The organism is Rheinheimera sp. F8, assembly GCF_001518915.1.
In genome coordinates this window covers 1,689,660-1,711,408 of record NZ_CP013656.1, presented here as the reverse complement: position 1 = coordinate 1,711,408, position 21,749 = coordinate 1,689,660, and the positions used below count along the sequence as shown (strand labels likewise).

Annotated in this window: 20 protein-coding genes; 12 read left to right on the top strand and 8 right to left on the bottom strand. The window is 54.3% G+C overall.

The genetic code is table 11. The features are described 5' to 3' along the window. The first annotated feature begins 42 nt into the window (after positions 1-42). The 3 genes from ATY27_RS07760 (at position 43) to ATY27_RS07750 (ending at position 5,237) form a co-directional block, all read left to right on the top strand. Positions 43-915, top strand: a complete 873-nt coding sequence (locus tag ATY27_RS07760; RefSeq protein WP_208933031.1) for an HDOD domain-containing protein — start codon at positions 43-45, stop codon at positions 913-915. Between the two features lie 399 nt (positions 916-1,314). Next, positions 1,315-2,796, top strand: coding sequence for an MFS transporter (locus ATY27_RS07755; RefSeq protein ID WP_208933030.1), 1,482 nt, complete (start codon positions 1,315-1,317; stop codon positions 2,794-2,796). A gap of 23 nt (positions 2,797-2,819) precedes the next feature. Further along, positions 2,820-5,237: a glycoside hydrolase family 15 protein gene (locus ATY27_RS07750; RefSeq protein ID WP_208933029.1), complete on the top strand. Its 2,418-nt coding sequence runs from the start codon at positions 2,820-2,822 to the stop codon at positions 5,235-5,237. A 112-nt stretch (positions 5,238-5,349) separates the two neighbouring features. On the opposite strand, the gene rlmF is transcribed toward ATY27_RS07750, so the two are convergent. From rlmF to ATY27_RS07735, 3 genes are read right to left on the bottom strand one after another with little or no spacing between them, the layout of a single operon-like run. Beyond that, complete coding sequence (gene rlmF / locus ATY27_RS07745) at positions 5,350-6,297, bottom strand: 23S rRNA (adenine(1618)-N(6))-methyltransferase RlmF (RefSeq protein WP_208933028.1); 948 nt, start codon at positions 6,295-6,297, stop codon at positions 5,350-5,352. Continuing rightward, positions 6,297-7,496, bottom strand: a complete 1,200-nt coding sequence (locus tag ATY27_RS07740; protein WP_244151416.1) for a LacI family DNA-binding transcriptional regulator — start codon at positions 7,494-7,496, stop codon at positions 6,297-6,299. The genes rlmF and ATY27_RS07740 overlap by 1 nt, the downstream gene beginning before the upstream one ends. Before the next feature lie 16 nt (positions 7,497-7,512). After that, positions 7,513-7,686 (bottom strand): hypothetical protein, encoded by a 174-nt coding sequence (locus tag ATY27_RS07735; RefSeq protein WP_208933027.1) that lies wholly within the window; start codon positions 7,684-7,686, stop codon positions 7,513-7,515. Positions 7,687-7,744: 58 nt separating this feature from the next. Here ATY27_RS07735 and ATY27_RS07730 point away from each other — a divergent pair, with 58 nt between their 5' ends. Genes ATY27_RS07730 through ATY27_RS07715 form a run of 4 tightly spaced genes read left to right on the top strand, consistent with a single transcriptional unit; the run spans position 7,745 to position 11,074 of the window. Then, entirely contained in the window at positions 7,745-8,734 is a 990-nt protein-coding gene (locus tag ATY27_RS07730; RefSeq protein ID WP_208933026.1) for a MipA/OmpV family protein, read from the top strand. Next, positions 8,734-9,120, top strand: coding sequence for a DUF3019 domain-containing protein (locus ATY27_RS07725; protein WP_208933025.1), 387 nt, complete (start codon positions 8,734-8,736; stop codon positions 9,118-9,120). Before ATY27_RS07730 ends, ATY27_RS07725 begins: the two co-directional genes overlap by 1 nt. After that, positions 9,120-9,812 carry a response regulator transcription factor gene (locus ATY27_RS07720; protein ID WP_208933024.1) on the top strand — a complete coding sequence of 231 codons (693 nt, stop codon included), beginning with the start codon at positions 9,120-9,122 and terminating at the stop codon, positions 9,810-9,812. The genes ATY27_RS07725 and ATY27_RS07720 overlap by 1 nt, the downstream gene beginning before the upstream one ends. A gap of 2 nt (positions 9,813-9,814) precedes the next feature. Continuing rightward, complete coding sequence (locus ATY27_RS07715; RefSeq protein WP_208933023.1) at positions 9,815-11,074, top strand: ATP-binding protein; 1,260 nt, start codon at positions 9,815-9,817, stop codon at positions 11,072-11,074. Between the two features lie 36 nt (positions 11,075-11,110). Here the strand turns inward: ATY27_RS07715 and ATY27_RS07710 are convergent, their stop codons facing one another. Then, positions 11,111-11,788, bottom strand: a complete 678-nt coding sequence (locus ATY27_RS07710; RefSeq protein ID WP_208933022.1) for a DUF3334 family protein — start codon at positions 11,786-11,788, stop codon at positions 11,111-11,113. Between the two features lie 518 nt (positions 11,789-12,306). Between ATY27_RS07710 and ATY27_RS07705 the strand changes: the two genes are divergently transcribed. The 3 genes from ATY27_RS07705 to ATY27_RS07695 all read left to right on the top strand — a co-directional run bounded on the left by ATY27_RS07705 (position 12,307) and on the right by ATY27_RS07695 (position 15,683). After that, positions 12,307-13,788, top strand: coding sequence for a hypothetical protein (locus ATY27_RS07705; protein ID WP_208933021.1), 1,482 nt, complete (start codon positions 12,307-12,309; stop codon positions 13,786-13,788). A 23-nt stretch (positions 13,789-13,811) separates the two neighbouring features. After that, positions 13,812-14,369, top strand: a complete 558-nt coding sequence (locus ATY27_RS07700) for a sugar O-acetyltransferase (protein ID WP_208933020.1) — start codon at positions 13,812-13,814, stop codon at positions 14,367-14,369. Positions 14,370-14,504: 135 nt separating this feature from the next. Further along, a complete protein-coding gene (locus tag ATY27_RS07695) occupies positions 14,505-15,683 on the top strand; it encodes a multidrug effflux MFS transporter (RefSeq protein ID WP_208933019.1) in 1,179 nt (392 codons plus the stop codon). On the opposite strand, the gene dusC is transcribed toward ATY27_RS07695, so the two are convergent. Beyond that, positions 15,667-16,611 carry a tRNA dihydrouridine(16) synthase DusC gene (gene dusC / locus ATY27_RS07690; protein ID WP_208933018.1) on the bottom strand — a complete coding sequence of 315 codons (945 nt, stop codon included), beginning with the start codon at positions 16,609-16,611 and terminating at the stop codon, positions 15,667-15,669. The genes ATY27_RS07695 and dusC overlap by 17 nt on opposite strands. 178 nt (positions 16,612-16,789) lie before the next feature. Between dusC and ATY27_RS07685 the strand changes: the two genes are divergently transcribed. Beyond that, positions 16,790-17,617, top strand: a complete 828-nt coding sequence (locus tag ATY27_RS07685) for a transporter substrate-binding domain-containing protein (RefSeq protein WP_208933017.1) — start codon at positions 16,790-16,792, stop codon at positions 17,615-17,617. Positions 17,618-17,653: 36 nt separating this feature from the next. Beyond that, entirely contained in the window at positions 17,654-17,839 is a 186-nt protein-coding gene (locus ATY27_RS07680) for a hypothetical protein (protein ID WP_208933016.1), read from the top strand. On the opposite strand, the gene ATY27_RS07675 is transcribed toward ATY27_RS07680, so the two are convergent. The 3 genes from ATY27_RS07675 to ATY27_RS07665 form a co-directional block, all read right to left on the bottom strand. Continuing rightward, positions 17,823-18,740: an endonuclease/exonuclease/phosphatase family protein gene (locus tag ATY27_RS07675; RefSeq protein WP_208933015.1), complete on the bottom strand. Its 918-nt coding sequence runs from the start codon at positions 18,738-18,740 to the stop codon at positions 17,823-17,825. The two genes, ATY27_RS07680 and ATY27_RS07675, sit on opposite strands and share 17 nt — an antisense overlap. A 70-nt stretch (positions 18,741-18,810) precedes the next feature. After that, a complete protein-coding gene (locus ATY27_RS07670) occupies positions 18,811-19,035 on the bottom strand; it encodes a hypothetical protein (RefSeq protein ID WP_208933014.1) in 225 nt (74 codons plus the stop codon). Positions 19,036-19,145: 110 nt separating this feature from the next. Next, positions 19,146-21,749, bottom strand: a complete 2,604-nt coding sequence (locus ATY27_RS07665) for an alpha-amylase family glycosyl hydrolase (protein ID WP_208933013.1) — start codon at positions 21,747-21,749, stop codon at positions 19,146-19,148.

Below are 21,749 nucleotides of genomic sequence, written 5' to 3'. Positions count from 1 at the left end.
GCTCTATTCAGATCAGTCCTTTGCCTTCCGGAGTCTGGCTATATGGTCAAACCTATTGATATGAAAGCGGTCGAACAAGCACTTACCGGTTTCACTATTCCCCCACAACCTGAAGTTCTGCTGCGCATTAAACAAGAACTGGATCGTGAAGATCCGGATATCAATACCATCGCGACTTTGATCAATATGGATATCGGTATCGCTGGTTTTACCCTTAAAGTTGTGAACTCGGCCTATTTTGGCCTGCGCCGAAAAATCAGCTCGATTGAGCATGCCTGCAAGTTCCTTGGCTTAAATCGCGTCGTTAAGCTCGTCTCCAGTGTGGTGCTGCGATTTACCCTCAGCGACGGTCAGTCCGACCCATTTACCTTGCGCCAGTGGAACAGTGCCATGGATGTCGGCAGTGCCGCGATGTTAATCGCGCAGCATTTGCGGCTTGGCTCTGAGTGTGCCGACGATTGTTATTCAATTGGCCTGTTTCACAATGCCGGCATGGCGCTGATCCACGCCCAGTTTCCGGACTATCCGAAAGTCCTGACTGTCGGACTGAGCAAACAAATGGCCTTTGCCGAAATCGAGCAGCGTTTTTTTAATACCAGCCATGAAATGCTGGGTTTTATGATTGCGCAAAGCTGGGGCCTGGCGGCGGAGATCAGTAATGTGATCGCTTATCACCATCAGCCTGAATTGATGTTGCATTCGACCGATTTGTACGAAAAAAGGCTGTTTGCCATTTTAAAACTGGCGGAACATATGGTCGGCGAGCAAAGCAGTTTATTTGGTGTGGCCGACGACAGCAGCTGGGATGCCATTGCCGATCTGGTGCTCGACACGCTGGAACTGGATGAAATGCATTTGTTAGACCTCGGTGATTTTCTGCTGGAAAACGGTGTCGAGAACCAGTTCCATCGTTGAACAGTGACGCGGTGCCCCTGCACCAGATGTAGTCAGGCCGGCCCGCTGTGGCCGGTTTTTTGTTTCAGACTGGTGCAACGCTCAATTCTTTGGGCATGCGAATGCCTCATTTCGCCGCATCCATGCCAGCTTGAATACGTATTCATGTTGTTGTAGCCGGCAAAGCACGTTATCAAAGACAACTGGTTGTCTGCCTGCATGATTTTTTACGCTGCACGCACTACCCACTGGTTCCTGGAAACACAGTTGCGGGGAGCATCAACTCCCCATTTTTTTCTGTGTTTTTTCTGACATATTCTTGGGAAAACCATAGGCTTAACCGCATTCTGCTATGCTGGATCCGGAGCCACAGGCCCATATAACAACAAAGCACAAACCATCTAATCACGGGGATTCATTATGCAGCAGGCCAAACCCAATCTGAGTTTCTGGCAGATCTGGAACATGTGCTTCGGCTTTTTAGGCATTCAGTTCGGTTTCGCTTTGCAAAACGGTAACGTCAGCCGCATTTTTCAGACTTTAGGCGCCAGTATCGACGAGCTGCCAATCCTGTGGATCGCCGGCCCCCTGACCGGTTTATTGGTACAACCTATTGTCGGTTATTATTCGGACCGCACCTGGAACCGGCTCGGCCGGCGTCGGCCTTATTTCTTTTACGGCGCAGTTCTGACTACTATGGCCTTGTTTTTTCTGCCGAATTCGCCAAGTTTGTGGATGGCTGCCGGCATGTTGTGGATCCTCGACGCATCCATCAATATCACGATGGAACCATTCAGAGCTTTTGTTGGTGACAACCTGAATGAGCAACAACGTCCGCTTGGCTTTTCCATGCAGAGTTTTTTTATCGGCATCGGTGCCGTTGTTGCCTCCGCCCTGCCCTACATGCTGAACAACTGGTTTGAAGTGGCCAATACTGCCGCGCCCGGCGAAATTCCTGATTCCGTGCGGTATTCATTTTATGCCGGCGGTATTGTGCTGTTTATCGCGGTGCTGTGGACCGTGATGCGATCCACCGAATACAGCCCGACGCAACTGGCCGCCTTTGGCGAAGCCCATGAAGATGAGGTTGCCGGCACCAACCAACGGCGTTACTGGCAGCCGGGCACCATTGCCAGCATTGTCGGTGCGCTGTCACTGGCGCTGGTCTGGCAGTTCAGTCTGGATAAACAACTTTATATCCTTGGCGGCGCATTACTGGCCTTTGGTCTGCTGCAATATTGGGTGTCTGCGGCCAAGGGCAAAGGTAACTTTGGCATGGTGGTGCAAATTGTCGATGATCTGTACCAAATGCCGGGCCGGATGCGCCAGTTGGCTGTGGTGCAGTTTTTCTCCTGGTTTGCGTTGTTTGCCTTGTGGATTTATACCACCGCAGCGGTAACATCCGTGCACTATGGCAGCTCAGATCCAACATCCGCCGCCTACAACGACGGCGCTGACTGGGTTGGCATGTTGTTCGCGTTTTACAATGGTTTTGCCGCGCTGGCCGCGCTGGTGATCCCATACATTGTCCGTCGCACGTCGCTGCAAATCGCGCACTGTATCAATCTGGTCCTCGGCGCAGCTGGTTATCTGTCGTTTTTAATCATTAAAGACCCGGCCTTGTTGTGGATCTCGATGATTGGTGTCGGTTTTGCCTGGGCGTCGATTTTATCCTTACCTTACGCGATGCTGGCTGATGCGCTGCCTGCCGGCAAAATGGGCGTGTACATGGGCATGTTTAACTTCTTTATCGTACTGCCTCAGCTACTGGCCGCGACTATTTTGGGTTCGCTGGTCAATCACCTGTTTAACGCCGAAGCCATTTACGCGCTGGCGCTGGGTGCCGCCAGTCTGCTCATCGCAGCGGTTTATGTGCTGACAGTCAAAACCGAAACACGCTGAGACAGCGACACAGGAATATGCTCATGAAACAAATTTTTGCCCTGACTGCCTTAACCAGCGCCTTATGGCTGACCGGCTGCCAAAAAGCGCCTGTCAGTAACGTCGAGGTGGCGCCAGGTGCTCCCGGTCAGGTGTCGACCTGGTCTTATGCCAGTAAAACCGGTATCGGCACCTCGTACGAACAATATCAGCAAGGCGTCTACAGCGACAAAGCAGCCACCGGGACAGTCTCCAAAGTCTGGTTCTCGCTGGCGCAAGGCATTCTGACTGAGACGATGGCAGGTTTGATCCATCAGGCACAGCTGCGTGAAATGCAGCTGATCGTTCAGGGCAAAGATTTTGTCGACGAAGAAAAAACGGCCACGATCAGCCACATCGATTATCTGGCCAAAGACGGGGCCGGTCGGCCGCTGTCGCTGGCTTATCAGGTCGTCAATAAGGCCAAAAATGGCCAGTATCAAATCGAAAAGCAGTACTTCACGGACCCAGCCGGTCAGTCGATGGTCGTGCGCACCACTTTTAAAGCGCTTAGCAACGGTTTGACGGTGTATTCCTACGTCGACCCTGCCCTGGCCAATACCGGCAGCAATGACAGCGCGACCTGGGCAGATGGCATATTACAGGCGCAGGATGGTAACAGCAGCCTGACTTTGCTGACAGTACCGGCACCAGTGAGCGGTACTGTTGGTTTTGTTGGTGTGTCGGATGGTCTGAGTACGCTGAAAAGCACCGGACAATTCAGCGCCTATGCCAGCACCGGCGACAGCAAGGGGAACGTTGCCGCACTGTTGCAACACGCCACGCTGCAACAAGGTGAATCGGCCAGCTGGACCCAGGTGATTGGGTTTGCCGAAAACGCACAACAAAGCCGTGCTGAAGCACAACAAACGCTGGACCGTGGCATTGACACTGTCCTTGCCAGTTACAACGGTGACGGTGATGCGATCGGCTGGCGTGATTATCTGCAAAGCCTGCCAGCGCTGGCCGGCCTGAGCAGCCAGAGTACCGATCAAGGCAAGCTGTTGTACGCCAGCGCATTGGTACTGAAAGCCCAGGAAGATAAAACCCATGCCGGCGCTTTTATTGCGTCTTTATCCAATCCGTGGGGCGAAGTGAAATCGGCCGAACAGGCCCAAACCGGTTACAAAGCGGTCTGGCCACGCGATTTTTATCAGGTCGCGATGGCACTGCTCGCACTTGGTGATAGTGAAAGCCCAAAAGTAGCCTTTCAATATCTGCAAAAAGTGCAGGTGAATGCCAACACGCCAGGTTATCAGGGCACGCCTGGCTGGTTCCTGCAGAAAACTCATGTCGACGGCACGCTGGAATGGGTCGGGATCCAACTGGATCAGACCGCGATGCCCATCATGCTCGGCTGGCGATTGTGGCAGGACGGCATCCTCAGCGATGCGGAAATTACCACCTGGTATCACAGCATGCTGAAACCTGCCGCCGACTTTCTGGCGCATGGTGGCAAAGTCAAACTGGACTGGAATGACATCGAGCTGAAAACACCGGCAACGCAGCAGGAACGCTGGGAAGAACAATACGGCTATTCACCGTCGACGATGGCGGCCATCATCAGCGGGCTGGTCAATGCTGCCGATATCGCCGCAAAAGCGGGTGACAGTGCCGGTGCAGCGATCTATCAGCAAAAAGCTGACGAGTTTGCCGGCAAGCTGGAAGCGTTGACCTACACCGAACAGGGCCAGCTGAAAACCGCGCCCGGCGATGGTCCTTACAGTGACGGAAAATATTATCTGCGGATCAACAGCAATGAAAATCCAAACGACAACAGCGCGCTGGAGCTGCGTAACGGCCAGGCCGACACCCGTGAAGGCAGTGTGGTCGATGGCGGTTTCCTCGAACTGGTGCGTTATGGCGTGCGCAGGGCCGACCATCCGGCTGTGCTCGCGACTTTAGGTGAAATGGATGACCTGTCGTTACCGGATCTCACGCGTGTCCGCTATGAATTCCAGACCGCTGCAGGTCAGACCGTCTCTGGCTGGCGCCGTTACGGCATCGATGGCTATGGCGAGGACATTGTCAGCGGCGAAGCTTATGCCAATGGCCCAGGTCAAACTAATACGGCCGGACAACGCGGGCGGGTCTGGCCGTTTTTCTCCGGCGAGCGCGGTCACTATGAACTGGCCCGGGCTTTGTTGCAAAAACCGCAGCTGAGCGCAACCGAATTGGCCCCACTGCGCACGCAGTATGTCGGCGCGATGGAACATTTTGCCAATGACGGCCTGATGCTACCGGAACAAGTGTTTGATGGTGTGGGTAATAACAGCCATTACCAGTACCAATCCGGTGAAGGGACCAACGGCGCAACACCATTGGCCTGGACGCACGCTGAGTACATCAAACTGCTCCGTTCATTGCAGGACCAGAAAGTGTGGGACCGTTATCCGCTGGTAGAACAGCGTTACGCGAAATAAACCTGCGCCTCTGTGCTGGTACGATGGGCTTGTGCGATGCACCGGCCCGACTCTCCCGCTCCCGGTTAGCTGTGGCGATGCAGCTGGCCGGGAGTTTTTTATTTCCCGATCACTAGAGGCTGCTTCGACGCCAGCGATGTTGCCGCCATAACGCAGCCAGTTCAGGTGTCAGAAAACTCCAGGCCAGGATCCGGCTTTGTTTGTTGCCTTGCGCCATGGCAATAACCTGCACCTGAGTCGCGCCCAACTGCTGCAGTTGCTGTTGCAGTTTTGCCAGGTGTTGCTGTTTGGAGACCAGCGTGGTGAACCAGTAGACCTGATTAGCAAAATCTTTGCTTTCCGCCAGCATCTGACGCAAAAACACCGGCTCACCGCCGTCACACCACAGTTCGTTGGCCTGACCGGCAAAATTCAGCGGCGCCTCGCTACTGATGCCCAAATTCCGTTGTTTTCGCGCACTGCCCGCGGCGGCTGCAGCCGGACTGTCATGAAATGGTGGATTGCATAATGTCAGGTCCAGATAATCACCGGGCTTGATCACACCGTGAAAAATCGCCTGTGGCTTGTGCTGGGTCCGCAGGCTTATCTGGCGCTGCAGACCGTTTTCCTCGATCAACATAGCCGCATTTGTCAGCGCTGTTGTATCAATATCACTACCAATCGCCTGCCAGCGCATTGCTTTTGCCGCCAGCAAGCAATAAATCAAATTGGCGCCACAGCCAATATCCAGCAGCTGTACTGCGCTGGCCGGGACTTTTTTGCCCTGATGGCTGTCGGTCAGCAGGTCCTGCAGATAAAGCAAATAATCCAGCCGCCCCGGCACAGCGGGGCACAGATAACCGGTAGGGAGCTGATAGTGCTTCAGATCAAATTGCCACTGCAACAACGCAGTATTCAACAGCTGTACCGCCTCAGGATCCGCAAAATTCAGCGTATCCCGGCCATCGGGTGTGGCTTTCTGGTGCGCAGTCAGACCAGGTTGCAGCTGCGCCAGTTCCTCCAGCGGATAAGGTGCCGCAAACGGGTTGCGCGGATGCAGGGTGGTTTTAGTCGGGGTCATTAAGAAGTACTGGTGACCTGCGTGCTACCACATGAGCGCCGCACAATCATTTTCGGTTCAATTTCAGTCTGGCTGATACTTTCTTGCGCAATCAGTTTCAACAGGTTGACCACTAACATTTCACCGGCCAGCGTGGTGTTTTGCTGAATTGTCGTTAATGGCGGCGTACAGAAACTGGCCATTGGAATGTCGTCAAAACCAACCACCGCTACATCTTCCGGCACGCGCAGACCCGCGGCCTGCACCGCGCGGATCACGCCGATCGCGATCAAATCACTGGCGGTAAAAATCGCACGCGGACGATGTCCGGCGGCAAATAATTGTTGAGTCGCACTGTAACCGGCTTGCTCAGTGGAAATCGCATCAAATTGCGGCACATCCTGTGGGCGAATACCATGTTCTGCCAGTACGTCAAGATAGCCCTGATAGCGCTCAAAAAACTCCGGCGCATGATCGGAAGCAATGCCAATAAACGCAAAACTGCGATAGCCAAGTTCCAATAAATGCGTCGCCGCCTGACGGCCACCTTCACGATTGTTACTGCGGATGGTGAACTCAGGATGCCCCTCGACCTGCGCGCCCCAGCAAACAAAATGGGTCTGTTGGGCCAATAACTGTTGCAGCTTTTCTTCGTAATCGATGTAATCACCGTAGCCGAGCAAAATAATGCCATCGGCTTTTTTGCTGTCTTCGTAATCAGCATGCCAGTCATTGCTGAGCTGCTGAAAAGAAATCAATAAATCATGACCACGTTTGGTACAGGCCCGGGTGATGCTGCCAAGCATGGATAAGAAAAACGGATTAATTTGTGAATCGTCGACGGTAGGATCTTCAAACAATAACAATGCCAGCGTGCCGCTGCATTGTTTCCGCAGATTACTGGCATTTTTGTCGACTTTATAATTCAGTTGTTTGGCGATCGCGAAGATTTTATCTTTGGTTTCCTGATTGACCGCCGGACTATCCCGCAATGCCCGGGATACTGTCGATTGTGACACACCCGCCAGATAGGCAATATCAAACGAAGTCGCTTTTCCTTTCATACCGCAAAATTCCCCATAGGCCTGCAACGCCAGGTTACCGCGGGTCTGCATAATTGCGCGACGGAATCCGCGCGCGGTCAGACCTGACATCAGGCTGCTAAGGTGCCACAACAGGCTGCGGCCGGCAAGCAAACTGGCCGCATAAAAGCCTGGCATCGACCAGTATCAGGAATTATTGGCTGGGTTTAGCGCTCAGTTGCTGAGCCACCGCACTGACGTGGGGTTGGCTGGCATGCGGGGATGGCGATGTATGCACACAAGAGCCCAGCAAATTCAGTAACACGAAGGCCAGGATCTGTTGGCGGCAAAACCGCCAAGGGGCTGGTACATTAAATTCAGTTTGCACTGTGTTTCTCCATTCACAAAGCGTCGGGCCAGTCTATGCAAGACTTCAGGACGCTTCTGTGACAATTCCCCGGCCAATTTGTGAAACAATGTTATTTTTGCTGCCTGACACCTGCCGCGATGCTAAAGTGCCGACAATTGCAGCACCACAGGCTCTGGTCATGATGTTACGGGCATTGTACTTAATTATTCTGGTTTTGGGTGTCTCTACACCTGTACAAGCCGACTGTACGGACGCCAACGCACCAGAACCATGTATCACCACGGCCCAATGGCAGTTTAGTCTGGCTATGGGTGCCGGATACCGATCCAACCCGCTTTATGGCGGCCACAATATTCCGCTCTGGTTAATGCCGGATCTCAGTTATTACGGCGAACACTGGTTTTTTGACAATGCCACCCTCGGTTACAGCTGGGAACTCAGACCGGACCTGCAACTCAGTCTGGTCAGCCGCCTCAACGAAGAACAGGGGTATTTCCGTCGACGCTCACCCGTCAACCTGTTTGAATCACAATTTATTTCTGATATGGGCGTGGCAGGCCCGGTGCAAAAAGTTGCAATGAAACAAGAACTTTCTATCGCACAGGCAGACAAAAGGCCATTGGCTCTGGATGCTGGTCTGCAGCTCAACTGGTTTTTGCCCGGACTGCATCTTAAATTGAACTGGTGGCACGATATCAGCCAGCAATATGATGGCCAACATCTGCGACTGGCGGCCAGCACAGGCTGGCACAGCCGCATCGGCCACTGGCAAATTGGCGCTGCACTGGCATGGAAGGATCAGCACTTAATGCACACCTATTATGGTCTCAACGCGCAAGAAGGTGACGGTCTGGAATACCGTGCCCAGGCCAGCTGGCAACCCGAAGTCAGCCTGCAATGGCAATTTCCGCTCAGTGAACGTTGGCAACTATTGAGTTTATGGCGTTATCGCTGGCTCAATGCAGATGTTGCAACACCGGCCGCGCCGGGCCGGATGCAGAGTCCGTTGTTGCAGGAATCCACAGTTAAAAGCTGGTTTCTCGGCTTTAGTTACCGGTTCCTCTGATGCGATCTGTGGTTTTGCTGGCAATGCTGTGGAGCGGCCTGGTGCAGGCGATGCAGACGGACGCGCAATGTGATCGTGCTCTGTGTTGGCAGGTTCAACCCGTCGTTTGCATCGCTAATCAGACCGCCGATAGCTGCCAACTGGATTTTCAGCTGTCGTGGCAACATCCTCAACCTATTTCCGTCTGCGCAGAGTTGGCTGGCCAATCATTACAGTGCTGGCAGCAACAAACGTCCGGTCGGCTGCAATATCAGGCGCAACTGGACGGGCCGGGCCAACTGCACTTGCTGGTCGATGGCAAGATGCGTCTGAGCCGGCAATTATCGGTTTTAAGTCGTCAGCCGGATCGTAAACGCCGGTTAGTCGCCCCCTGGAGTGTGTTCTGATGAGTAAAATTCTGTTAGTCGAAGATGACCAACGTCTGGCCAGTCTGGTGCAAAGCTTTTTGCAACAACACGGTTATAGTGTCCAAATTTGTGACAATGGCTTGCAAGCCGAACAAGCCTGCAAGGAATTTGGCCCGGAGCTGGTCGTGCTTGATCTGATGTTACCAGGTCTGGATGGCTTCGCCGTCTGCCGGGCTTTACGCGGCTGGTATCGCCAGCCCATTCTGATGCTGACTGCCAAACAAAGTGATATCGATCAGGTGTTGGGGCTGGAACTTGGCGCAGATGACTATGTGATTAAACCGGTAGAACCCCGCGTCTTACTGGCCCGGATTCATGCGCTGCTGCGCCGTACTCAGGGTGGCACCACCGCAGATCAACAGCGTCTGGAATTTGGCAAACTAAAACTGAATCAATCTGCCCGCGAGGCCTACTATGCCGAGCAGCTGGTCGAGCTGACCAGTTACGAATTTGACCTGCTGTGGATGCTGGCCAAACACGCCGGTCAAACCGTGCGGCGCGAAGCCATTCACAAACAGATCATTGGCCGTGAATACGATGGCCTGGATCGGACGGTGGACGTGCGTGTGTCGCATTTGCGCCGGAAACTGGGCGACAATGCTGAAACGCCATTTCGCATCAAAACAGTCTGGGGCAAAGGCTATCTGTTTGTCGCCGACGCCTGGAACTGAGCATGCGCCGGTTATTCCTGCGATTTTATCTGTTTATCTTATTGGTATTACTGGCGATCGGCTGGTCGGTCGAACGATTGTGGGAACAAAGCCAGAGCCCGGAATTGCCAGGCTGGGTTGAATTACTCGGGCAAAGTCTGGCCTACCAGTTGACGACACCAGATCTCAGTGCCGAACAGGTTGCCGCCCAACTGAGTTTGCCACTGCAGTCGCTGCCCGCGCAAAGTATTGCCTGGTCTGACGCCGAGCAACAGGCGCTGGAACGTGGCCAGCTGGTGCCACTATTCAGTGATAACCAGGTGTACTTTTATCAGACGCAGCACGATCAACTGCTGCAGTTTGGTCCGGTGCAGGTGGAAGCTCCGGTACACAACACTTACCTGTTTACCCTGTTATTTTTTCTGTTGCTGGGTGTCGCGCTGGCCGGCTGGCTCTGGCCGGTGGCCCGTGATATTGAACGACTGCAACGCCAGTTACACCAGTTTGGTCAGGGTATGCAGATGCCGGATCCACCGCTGCCGGAAAGCTCATTACTGGCCCCTATCGCCCGTAGCGTGCGGCAAATGGCCAGCCAAATCATCCGGTTGATGTCGCTGCAACGCGAAATGACGCATGCGGTCTCTCATGAATTGCGCACCCCGCTGGCCCGGCTAAAATTCGCGCTGGAGTTACAGCCATTGGCTGACAGCGAAAAGCAGGCGATGCAACAAGATCTGGCCGAGCTTGACCAGTTGGTCGACGAAATGCTGGATTACGCCCGGCTCGAAGCGCAAACCGTCCGACTGACTTTTGAAGAGGTCGACCTGGTCGAGTTACTGGAAAACCTGCTGGAAAAACTGGCACCGTTGCCCGGGGCACCGATATTGCTGCAACGCCCGGCCCGCTTGCGCTGGACCTGTGATGGTCATTATCTGGAACGGGCGCTGCAGAATTTGCTGTTGAATGCCAAACGATATGCCCGCAGTCAGGTGATGCTGACCGTGCAGCAGCATAGCAACCGGCTGCAACTGGTGGTGGAAGATGATGGCCCGGGCATTCCGCCCGACCAGCGTGAAGCCATATTGCAGCCGTTTGTCAGGGTCGATCAAAGTCGCAGCCGCGATAAAGGTGGATTTGGCCTGGGGCTGGCGATTGTCAGTCGCATTGTCGGCTGGCATCAGGGCCGGTTGTGGATCGATGACTCGCTGCTCGGTGGCGCCCGCTTTAGCCTGTCATTGCCGGCAGATCCGGCCGGTGGCAAAAAAAAACCGCGGTCTGAATAACCGCGGTTTTGCTTTTATCTTGGTCAATCTGCAGGACTACAGCCCAAGATTGGCGAGGAAATCATCGTCTACATCGTTCCCTGCTGCCGGTGTGGTATCGGCACTGGGCTGGCTGTGCGCATTGGCCAGAATGTCGTCGACATTCTCTTCTTCGGCCGTTTCAAAGTCATGTAATTGAATGAATTCAGTTTTATCCATCGCCAGTTCGAGATAAAAAATATTGTGTAATGGCGTGTTAAAAGTGACGCGACGCGCTTGTGGCTGATCCAGCTGAGTATTGATCAGGATTTGCACCTGTTTGTTGATCGCCATCATTTTTGGCTGGCTTTGATTAATCGACGTCTGCAGTTCCTGCCGCACGCGATTGGTAAAGTCGCCAACGATTTGGTTCATCAGCTCGCCCATCACGTTACCGACTTCGTCTGACGTGTGGAACTGCGCCAGTTCAGTTTCCGGCATCCCCATACTCATCATATATTTGCGGTAGATTTCCATCGCGGCTTCTGCCGTGAAGTTAATCACCACCAAGCCCGAAAAACCACCGTCGAACAACACAAAACAACCTAAATCAGGGCGTAAACACGTCTTGTGGATCTTTTGCACCATCGGAGAATAGGCGATTTGCGAATTGCCGGCGGCGGCAAACACCTGCGTGACCGACGCGCAAAGCGTCAACAACACATCATCGGTGTTCAGTACTTTATTCTTTCTCATGAAGGCTCCTGTTTGGGCCAGATTTCAGCTGCGTGATTATCATCAGGTCTGATAGTCACAGAAACACCGCGTCTATTAAAAATTGGTGTTCCAGAACAACTTAGCAGATGGACGTCGTTCTGGAATACTATGCCAGCAAGCTGCACTGCGCAACTTTGTTATGCAATTCTGCCGCAGTGGCAGACAAAGAATCCGCACCAGCGCCGGAAAGAAACTTCCCGGCGATTGTATGACAAAGTCCCGCCACGACGGCGTCTTCCCTTCCCGTCGGACGGGAGTTCAGCTATGGTGTAGTTTTGCCAATCCTAGGGCATGTTGATGTTTGGTGTTTGTTTTTGCAGCAGTTTGGCAGCTTTTTATGCAAGGCAGTGCGAGAGCCGTGTAGTTATTCTACACAAACGAGCACTAACGCCGCAGAAAGAGCTGTCAAACGCTGCCACCACGCGGTGGCCGACCCGAACAAAACTTAACCACCATACATCAACACGCCATTATCGCCAGCACAGAGACCAGTGTGGATGACCACCGATCCAAAGACACCCGTTGAAAATAGTTATAGTAAGAACTTAGGTAAGCTTATCAGCGGTTTACTGTCGGGTTCGCGTTTCCAGCTGTCCGTCTATGGCACAGCCGCGCGTTTTTTCAGCCGCGATGAGCAAGACAGCGCGGAAATTAGCGCGCTGCAACAGATCTGGGAACAGAGTCAGGCGCAACTGGCGCAGGCCAATCGCAAAACCGAAGCGCAGCTGATCGCCGACGTCCAGCAAAAACGTCAACAATTGTTTGATGCTGAATACCGGTATGAGCAGTTACAGCAACAGCGCTATGCCCAGCTGTACTTGTTGTGTCAGCAATTGCTGGAGCTGACAGAAGGCCAGAATCGCCAGGAAACCATTCTGCGTTCGTCACGCCTGCTCGGCACGCTGCAACTGCTGGCACCGAGTGAGGGCGATGGCATGGCGGCGATGCAACAGAAATACAAACCGTTCTACAAAGCGGTGCTGAGCCTGCGCCTGCTCGACCATTTGCTCGAACAAAACATGATCACCAACAGTTATATTCTGAAAAAAGTCACCCAGCGCCAGCAGATGCTGCAGTTGCCGGATCAGCAGGCTTATTGTCCGTTTCGTGATGACGTACAAATCCCGCTGCTGATGGCGGTGTTGCTGCAGGATGTCGGCCACTACCATCCTGACGCAATGCGGCTGTTACAGGCGGACGGCAACCAGCCCAGTTATCGTCTGCAATTCAGCAACACAGAGCGGCAGGAATTTCTCGAGATCAGTCTACAGGCCAGTGTGCGTTTTCTGCTCAAAGGGATTGGCATGCCAACCTACCGTGGCAATTCCAAAAGCGAACGGGCCGAGTTTCAGCAAAACGAACAGGAAAAAATGGCCTTTGCCGCCACAGTGCTGCGCACCGCCGCGGCACCGGGTTCCGGTGTCGGCAATCTGCTGCGCATTCCACAGGTTTATGCATCCGCTGTGCTGCCGGGTCGCGCCCGTTTTGTCTATGAATCCCTGCCAAAAGTCGCCTTGATTCTGAAAAATGGCGCCCGCGCCGGTCAGTATGACGAGCGCATGGTCGACCAGCTATTGACCATTACCGGTATTTTCCCGCAAGGTTATGGCATTGTTTATTTGCCCAAAGATAAAACCGCGGCCAGCAACGAGCGCTACGAGTTTGCCATCGTCAATTCGTTATATCCACCGAGCCCGGAAACGCCGTTATGCCGCGGCGTGACACGCAACCTGCGTTATCGCACGTCCGGCGCTAACCTGGCGGTCAGCATCGAATACAACTTGTATTTTAAGCCGGCGCGGCAAAAGCTGGCGGTGATCCCGGAAGCGCGTTTGCAGGAGATCCTCAGCAAGCTGTCATCCAGTTTTGAACCGGCGCAGCTGCGCCATTTTCTGCCACGCTGCTGGCATCCCGATGAATTTTTTGCCGATCCGAAACAGCAAAATCTGTGGAACCGCAACGAACTGCAACAAAACTAACCCCGGCAAAGCGAATCACCTACATGACCACTGAACGTGAAAAAATGGCGCAACAGCAATGGTTTGACCCGCGTGACCGCGAACTGGCCGAACTGCGTCGCCGTGCCAAACAACTGTGCCGTCAGCTAAATAACCAAGGACCTGAGCCATTTAAAGCGCATCAGCAACTGGCGAAGCAGCTATTTGGCAAAGTCGGCAGCTGTTATATCGAGCCGGATTTTTGGTGTGATTACGGTGTGAACATCGAACTGGGGCAGCGTTTTTATGCCAATCATCATTGTGTGCTGCTGGACGCTGCCACTATCAGCATTGGTGATGATGTGATGCTTGGTCCCGCCGTACAGATTTATACCGTCAGCCACCCGCTGGCTGCCAGTGAGCGGGTCAGCGGCGCGGAACAGGCGCTGCCGGTGCAGATCGCTGATCGGGTCTGGATCGGCGGCGGTGCTATTATTTTGCCCGGTGTCTGTATTGGCGAAGGTGCCGTGATTGCGGCGGGCACTGTGGTTAATCGCGATGTGGCGCCCTATACACTGGTAGCCGGACAACCAGCAAGGCTGATCAAAGACCTGCCGCGCTGAGCATTGCACACAGTCCTGCGCCACTGACAATTCACAATTATGCGCTGAAGTACCGATTTCCTTTCGGCTTTTGCGATCATTAACGCGCTGTTGATGCGGTAAAATATCAGTTTTTACGAACAGAGAAAGACTGAGATGGCAAACCGTCCCTCACTGGCGCTGATCGCGCTATTTGCCTCAGTGGTGGCAATCACCCCACTAGCGATTGATATGTATCTGCCGGCGATGCCGCTATTAAGTCAGGCATTGCAGACCGATGCCGGCGCCGTGCAGCAAACCCTCAGTATCTTTCTGGCGTTTTATGCGATCGGTATGCTGTTGTTTGGTCCGCTGGCTGACGCGATCGGCCGGCGTGCGCTGGCACTGTTTGGTCTTGCCGGGTTTATCGCCAGCAGTATCTGGCTCAGCCAGTGCAGCACTATAGAAGGTTTCCTTGTTGGTCGTGCTTTCCAGGCCTTTTTTGGCAGTGCGGCGACCGTGGTGGTGCCTGGTATGATCCGCCAGCTATATCAGGAACATACTGCCAAAGGCATGTCTTATGTGTCGATGATGATGATGCTGGCACCGCTGCTGGCGCCGGCAATTGGCAGCGGCGTGCTCAGCATCGCTGACTGGCGCTGGATTTTTCTGGCATTGGCCGGCTATGGCTTGTTGATCTTGCTGTGCAGCTGGCAGTTTTTCCCGGCAACGCATCCGGACAGCAAACGCAAACCAGAGTTTTTCAGTGCCTACCGCACGGTATTAAGTCGCAAAATGGCGCAACCGCTGATCGCTGTGTCGATGTTCGCCTCGTTCAGTTTCTTCTGTTTTCTGACCGCTGTGCCCTTTATCTACATCGGCCATTTCCACGTGGATACCACCACCTTCAGTCTGTTGTTTGGCTGTAATGTGCTGGCGCTGATCGCAGCGAATTTTGCCAATGCCCGCCTGGTGGTAAAGCACGGCAGCGCACGTTTACTGCACATTGCTTTTGCCAGTGCCAGCGTTTGGGCCTTGCTACTGACTGTGCTCGGCGGCTTTGACGCGCCGTTATGGGCGGTAGTGACGGCCATTATCCCACTGATGGCCAGCCTGGGGATTTGTGCCACCAATGCCGATGCGCTGATCCTGATGGCGTTTCCGGAGCATTCCGGCACCGCCACTGCAGTGATTGGCACCTTGCGTTTTGGCGCTGGCGCAGCCGCCGGACCCTTGCTGGCGCTCGGCGGTCAGACGTCGGTACTGCCGTTTGCCGTGCTGATGCTAAGCGGGGTCTGTGGCATGGGGCTGGCGTTGTGGTTCAGGCGCGTCCGCGGCGCTACGCAGGCTGCCTGAGGTGTTGTTGCAGTAATAACACGATGTCGGCGCTTTTACGCAGCAGCCGCAATTGCTGGAATAACACTTCCGCTTGCGGATACTGCAAACGCAGATAACTGAACCATTGTTTGATCCGGTTGCTGTAATACAAGCCTTTATCGCCGGCAATTTCGTATTCCGAATACCGCATCAGCATCTCCAGCACCTGTGGCCACGGCAGCAGTGGCACGCCGTCGCGAATGCGTAGCGCCAGGTTCGGCTGCGCCAATGCGCCACGCCCCAGCATAATATCGCTGCTGCCAGACTGTTGCCGGCACAGCTGTGCATCGGCCGGTTGCCAGATTTCGCCATTGGCGATCACCGGGATCGCAATGACTTTGCGGATTTCGGCGATCCAGGGCCAATAGGCCGGTGGCCGATAACCATCGGCTTTAGTACGCGCATGCACAGTCAGCTCAGAGGCGCCGGCTTCAGCCAGCGCGCGGGCATTATCCAGCGCCAGACTGGTATCATCAAAGCCAAGCCGCATTTTAGCGGTGACCGGAAACTCTGCCGGCACCGCAGAACGCACAGCTTGCATAATGCGGTACAACGTCTCGGTTTCTTTCAGCAGCACCGCTCCGCCTTTGCTTTTGTTCACCGTTTTAGCCGGACAGCCAAAATTCAGATCGACGCCTGGCGAACCCAGTGCCACCGCCCGCGCGGCATTTTCAGCCAGCCATTCCGGCTCCTGACCCAGCAGTTGCACCCGTACCGGCGTGCCCGCCGGCGTTTTACCGCCATTGAGTAACTCCGGACACAGCCGGGTAAACACCCGGCGCGGTAGCAATTGATCCACCACCCGGACAAATTCGGTGATACATAAATCAAAGCCACCGATCTGCGTCAGCATATCGCGCATCAAATGGTCGACCACCCCTTCCATCGGGGCCAGAATAATCCGCATATTTGCGCCAGTTCTCGGAAAAAGGGCGACATTTTAGCCAGAACCGCCGACAATTACCAAATATGCAGATAAGACCAGTCTGCCGCGCTGAATGCCGGATAATTGTGGTGATCGCCTGCCATGCTGGTCGATGGCAAATACCTGTGGAAATGATGTGTTGAAACAACTGATTTTAATAATGATGGTACTTGCAGGATTTGCCTGTCCGGCGGCTGCGCGGGCTAAAGCTGACTCCATTTGCCCACAACCGCTGCGGGTCCATCTGGATTTACATGCGCCGTCGGCTTATTACGACACCACCGGGCAACTGCGTGGTATGGATGTGGAGATGGTACAGGCCATCATGCAGGCCGCTGGTTGTCAGTGGCGCTGGCATGTCACACCAATGACCGGCGCCAGAATTATCAAAAGCCTGCAGGACGGCGATATTGATCTGATGATCCGCGCCTCCAAAACTCCGGACCGCGCCCGTTTTGCCTGGTTCAGCCAGCCATACCGGCAGGAAATTGTTGGGTTGTATGCCAGAGTCCGCAGCGATCTGCCGGAAACTCTGACCCTGGCCGACGCATTGCGGCTGGGTTTACGCCTGATAGGCCCGGCCAGTGGCTGGTATGGCATCGAGTTCGAACAATACCGCAACCGGTTTCGCCAGGAAAAACGCTATACCGCCTATCCGGATGCAAAAATCGGCACCGAGTTGCTATTTGCCACACCCAGCCGCGGTGAGCTGGTACTGATCGACGCCGACCTGTTTTATCATTTTGTTGGCCCGGATCGGGTGATGGATATCCGCCAGGCCAGTCCGGTACTGCATATTACACCAGCGCATCTGATGGCCAGCCAAAAAACCGTTGGGGCAGCGACCATGGCGGCACTGAACAAAGCCATCCGGCGGCTGCAACAAAGTGGTGAATTACAACAACTGGAACTCAGTTACCGGCCACAACTACTGCGCGACCAGCTTGATGGACAAGCAAAGCTGGGCGCGGCGCACAGGATCCGCTAAAATAGCCTTCTTTGAGATTTATACCGGAACCCTGCCATGTGCTCAGCTAAAGCCCTGAAGAAAAAAATCGCTAAACGTGCCAAACAAAAGAAAAATATTCAGGTGAAAAACTCAATCCGGCTGAAACATAAAGCCAATGCCGAAGCAGATGTAGCCGCGACAGCAGTTGAGTCCGAACAGGTCGCATCCTCTGACAATATTGCCGTTACGACTGAGGCCTGAGCGCCCGTAACTGAATTTGTACCAGCGCGTGGTCACTGCTGTAACCATCACGCGCAAACTCAGGCCGGACTAAGTGCTGATCGACCACCTGATAAGCGCTGACTTCACCACAAGCATGATGATGGCGCGGATCAAACGCTGCCGACACCAACAGATAATCCAGAACTTGCCCGGCCGCACCATGATAATGAGTTGCGGGTCTGGTACCCGCTACCGCTAAATCAGCACTGTCCTGCAGCATAAACAAAGGCCGTTGGCTGCGATCTACTGCCAGCAATGGCTGTAACAATGCCGAACTCAGCACATCATTAAAATCACCAGCCAGCACTAATGGCTGCGCCTGACAGCGTGTGGCCAGTGCCTGCGCCAGCAAGGCCGCTTCATGGCCACGTTGCAGCTCAGAGACCCACAGTGCGAGTGCGGCGTCCGTCAGCTCCGCCGGCCGGCGTGATTTGAAATGCACTGTGGCGACAAATACCGGACCAAACTGCGGCGTCTGGATTTGGACTAATAGCGGGCTACGACTGAACTGGAAACTGGTCAGCCCCAGCTGCTGCAGCGCCGCCGGACTGGCAGGGACCGCTTCAGTACTGAGGATCGGATAACGGCTGGCAATGGCCACCACCGGTTTGTTGAATACATGCTCATCGACCAGTACCGGTGTCTCCACTGTGGCAAACCAGTGATAACCCAGTGGGGCTAATAGTTGATGTAAAATATCGACGGAGAACACTTCTTGCAGCGCCAGCACGTCTGGCTGTTGTTGTTGCAGCAAGCTCTTAAGCCAATTGGTTTTTTGCAGCCACTGCGCCTCGGAATAAATATTGTCCCACTCATAACAAGCCAGCGGCGGCGCAGCAAAATTCAACAGATTTAATGTTGCTATTCGCAGATCAGTCATGTCCGGACTCCTCAACACGGACGCTGTCGAATCTCAGCAAAATAACATAAAGCTGCCAATGTGCTGCGGCTTAATGTACCCGGATAGCCGGGTTAATCAGGAACAACAAACGGTCCAGATTCAATTTGTCGTAGGGCATGAAGCGGCTGGGTTTGCCGGGGCGTTCGATGAGCAACGCTTGTTCCAGAAAAGTCAGACAGGCATTACAGGTATGAATTTTTTGACCATCCACGTCAAACCGGCATTGGCTTAACTGCAGGAACTGTATGATCCGGCTGCGGATTTTTGACATCATCAATCTTTCCCTCCATTTATCACCAGTGTCTGATAACCACCCAGACTTGAGTTGTGACTGAGGAAAATCACTGCAGTTCCCGTTTATTTTAAGGTCAGACCTGTCGTCTGTTAGTCAGGCTGGTCTGAGGCAGTCACCGGCTGCAGTTCCAGCCACAGATCATCCATCACTTTAGGTGCGTCCAGACTGGATGCTTTAAAATTCCACGGCGATGGCGTCAGTCCGATCTCGCGCAGCACACCTTCACCGGTTTTATCCCAGCTCGACAAATAAATTTTTGCCCCTTCCCAGCCCGGTAACCCGAGTGCAGCCGCATCGTAACGAATGCGGATCAGGCCTTTGGCAGCATCCACCTGCAGCTGCGGCGCGGCACCGAGCTTTTTCCCGGTGCCGGTTTGGTTCGCACCTTCTGCATTAAATACTGAATTGCCCCAACCAAACAGGAAATGTCCTAACTGCCAGTTCAGCTGCTGTGGCATCTCACGTTGCAAGCCCGGCAGTTCAGAGGCTGACGGCAAATGTGGTACGCCGGGTACATGGAAAAACAGTGCCAAATGGACATTGTCAAAGCCGTTGGCGGGTGCCCAGAACTGGCTGATTTGCTGCATGTGCAGTTCCAGTTCCAGCACATTGCCGCCGGCACGGGCACGCAGAGCACGGATATCGCGTTGCTGCTGCGAATGTTGTTGAGTCGGGCCGGCGTAACTGCCGTCAAACCCATGGTCATCTCCGGCAGGGTCGGCAACATCGGCTTGCCAGCTGGCTCTGGACACTTCCGTCTGAAATTGCCATTCCGTGCTAAGAGCGCCGGTTTTGGGCTGATACAACTGCAGTCGCTGTTGATGCCGGCCTAAATCCCGCACTGGCAGTAAAAACCGGAAAGAACCATCGGCTGCGGCCCGGATTGCTGGCAGTTGCTGTAGTTGCCCATTCAGCACCGGCAGGATCACTGCTTGCGGCTTATCGGTGTGGCCACTTAACCAGACATCATGCTGTAACGTGCCTTGGGGCAACGACTGCCACTGCAATACCGCAGCGCTGCTGAGCGGACTGACACTGCTGCCGGCCTGAGGTTGCAGCACCAGCACGGCCCGGCCAGGCAGCTCCAGCGTCAGCTCACCGGCACTGTTCGGTTGCAGCGACGCCGACAACGCGCCCGGACTTTGCCACAACACTTCGGCTTTCTGACTGCCCAGCGCCAACGCACTGAGCAGGCGCGGACTGTCGGCAGTATTCATCACCACCACAGCCGTTTTGCCCGCAGCGCGCATCTGATAAGCCAGAATACCGGCGCCCTGTGCATCGGCCTGCAGCAGTTTAAACTCACCACGGCTGAATAATTTGTGCTGTTTGCGTAAGTCCGCCAACTGGCGAATGTGCTGATACATAATGTGCTGACGGTTAAATGCATCACCCGTCGCGCCCCAGCCACCGGCAAACATCGCCTGACGCGTTTCGGGCAGCAGCTGTTCATCGCCCTGATAAATCACCGGAATACCAGGAATGGTAAACAGCAACGCATAAGCCTGCAGAAAAGCGGCTGGACTGCCCGCCGCCAGAAATCGTTTGGTATCGTGATTATTCAGAAACGTTGGTAGCAGATGGGGCTGAGTGAACTGACTGACATGTTGCTGCAAACGATAACCGAGCTGCGCCGGCGGCCGGCCTTCTGCCAGCACCTGATTCAGCTCAAAATACAACGGAAAGGCGATGACAGAATTCAGCTCAGGCTGCTCTCGAGTACCGAGAAAACGCCGGATTTTCTGTTCGCCGTCAGCCTGAAACGGTTTAGACGCCTCAAACACTTCACCGAAGGCCAAAAAATGCTGTTTGCCCAGTTCACGCGCTTTGGCCAACACGCCATCCGGCGCGTGCAGGAAATCCTGCCAGAATTCATGTTCAACATACTTGGCGGTATCGATGCGATAGGCATCCACGCCGGCCTGCTCCAGCCAATAACGGTAACTGTGTTTGAGCGCCTGACGCACCTTTGGATTGGCCGTGTTTAAATCGGCCAGCGTTGCCAGCTGATAGTTAAATTCCTGCCCCGGTACGGTCGGATCGCTGATCGGCGGTGTCCAGTGGTAGATGCCGGCAGTGGCATGCGCCGGATTTAAGCGGTTGATCTGGTCAAACGGTGGCTGTACCGGCGCGCGCTGCGCGCTGCTCTCCCCCTCATACAATACGAAGTTTTTTGCCGTGTCAGTCGCATCATAAGGGCCGTCGTAACCAAAAAAATTGCCGGTATGATTGAGTACAATATCCTGGATCAAATACATACCGCGGCCATGTAAATCACGCGACAGCGCCTGATAATCCGCCAGCGTGCCATAGTGGGCGTCGATATTGGCAAAGTCGGTGGCCCAATAACCGTGATAACCGGCGTATTGGGCTTTTTCACTCCACCACTGGTTCGCAACCGGCGGTGTCAACCAGACAGCAGTTGCGCCAAGTCCCTGTATATAATCCAGCTTCTGCTGAATACCTTTGAGGTCGCCACCGCTGTAGTGGCTGGATTTCGCCGGGTTATATTCGCCAACGCCCTGATCGTTATTAGCAGGATCGCCGTCGGCAAAGCGGTCGGTCAGCACAAAATAAATCACCTGGTCACGCCAATCCGGTGATGGTACCTGTAAAGGCCCGGGATTAGCCGCTGCGCCGGCGCTCATCGCCAGCACCGTCAGCCAAATGAAGCTTGTGTTGATGTTTTTCAT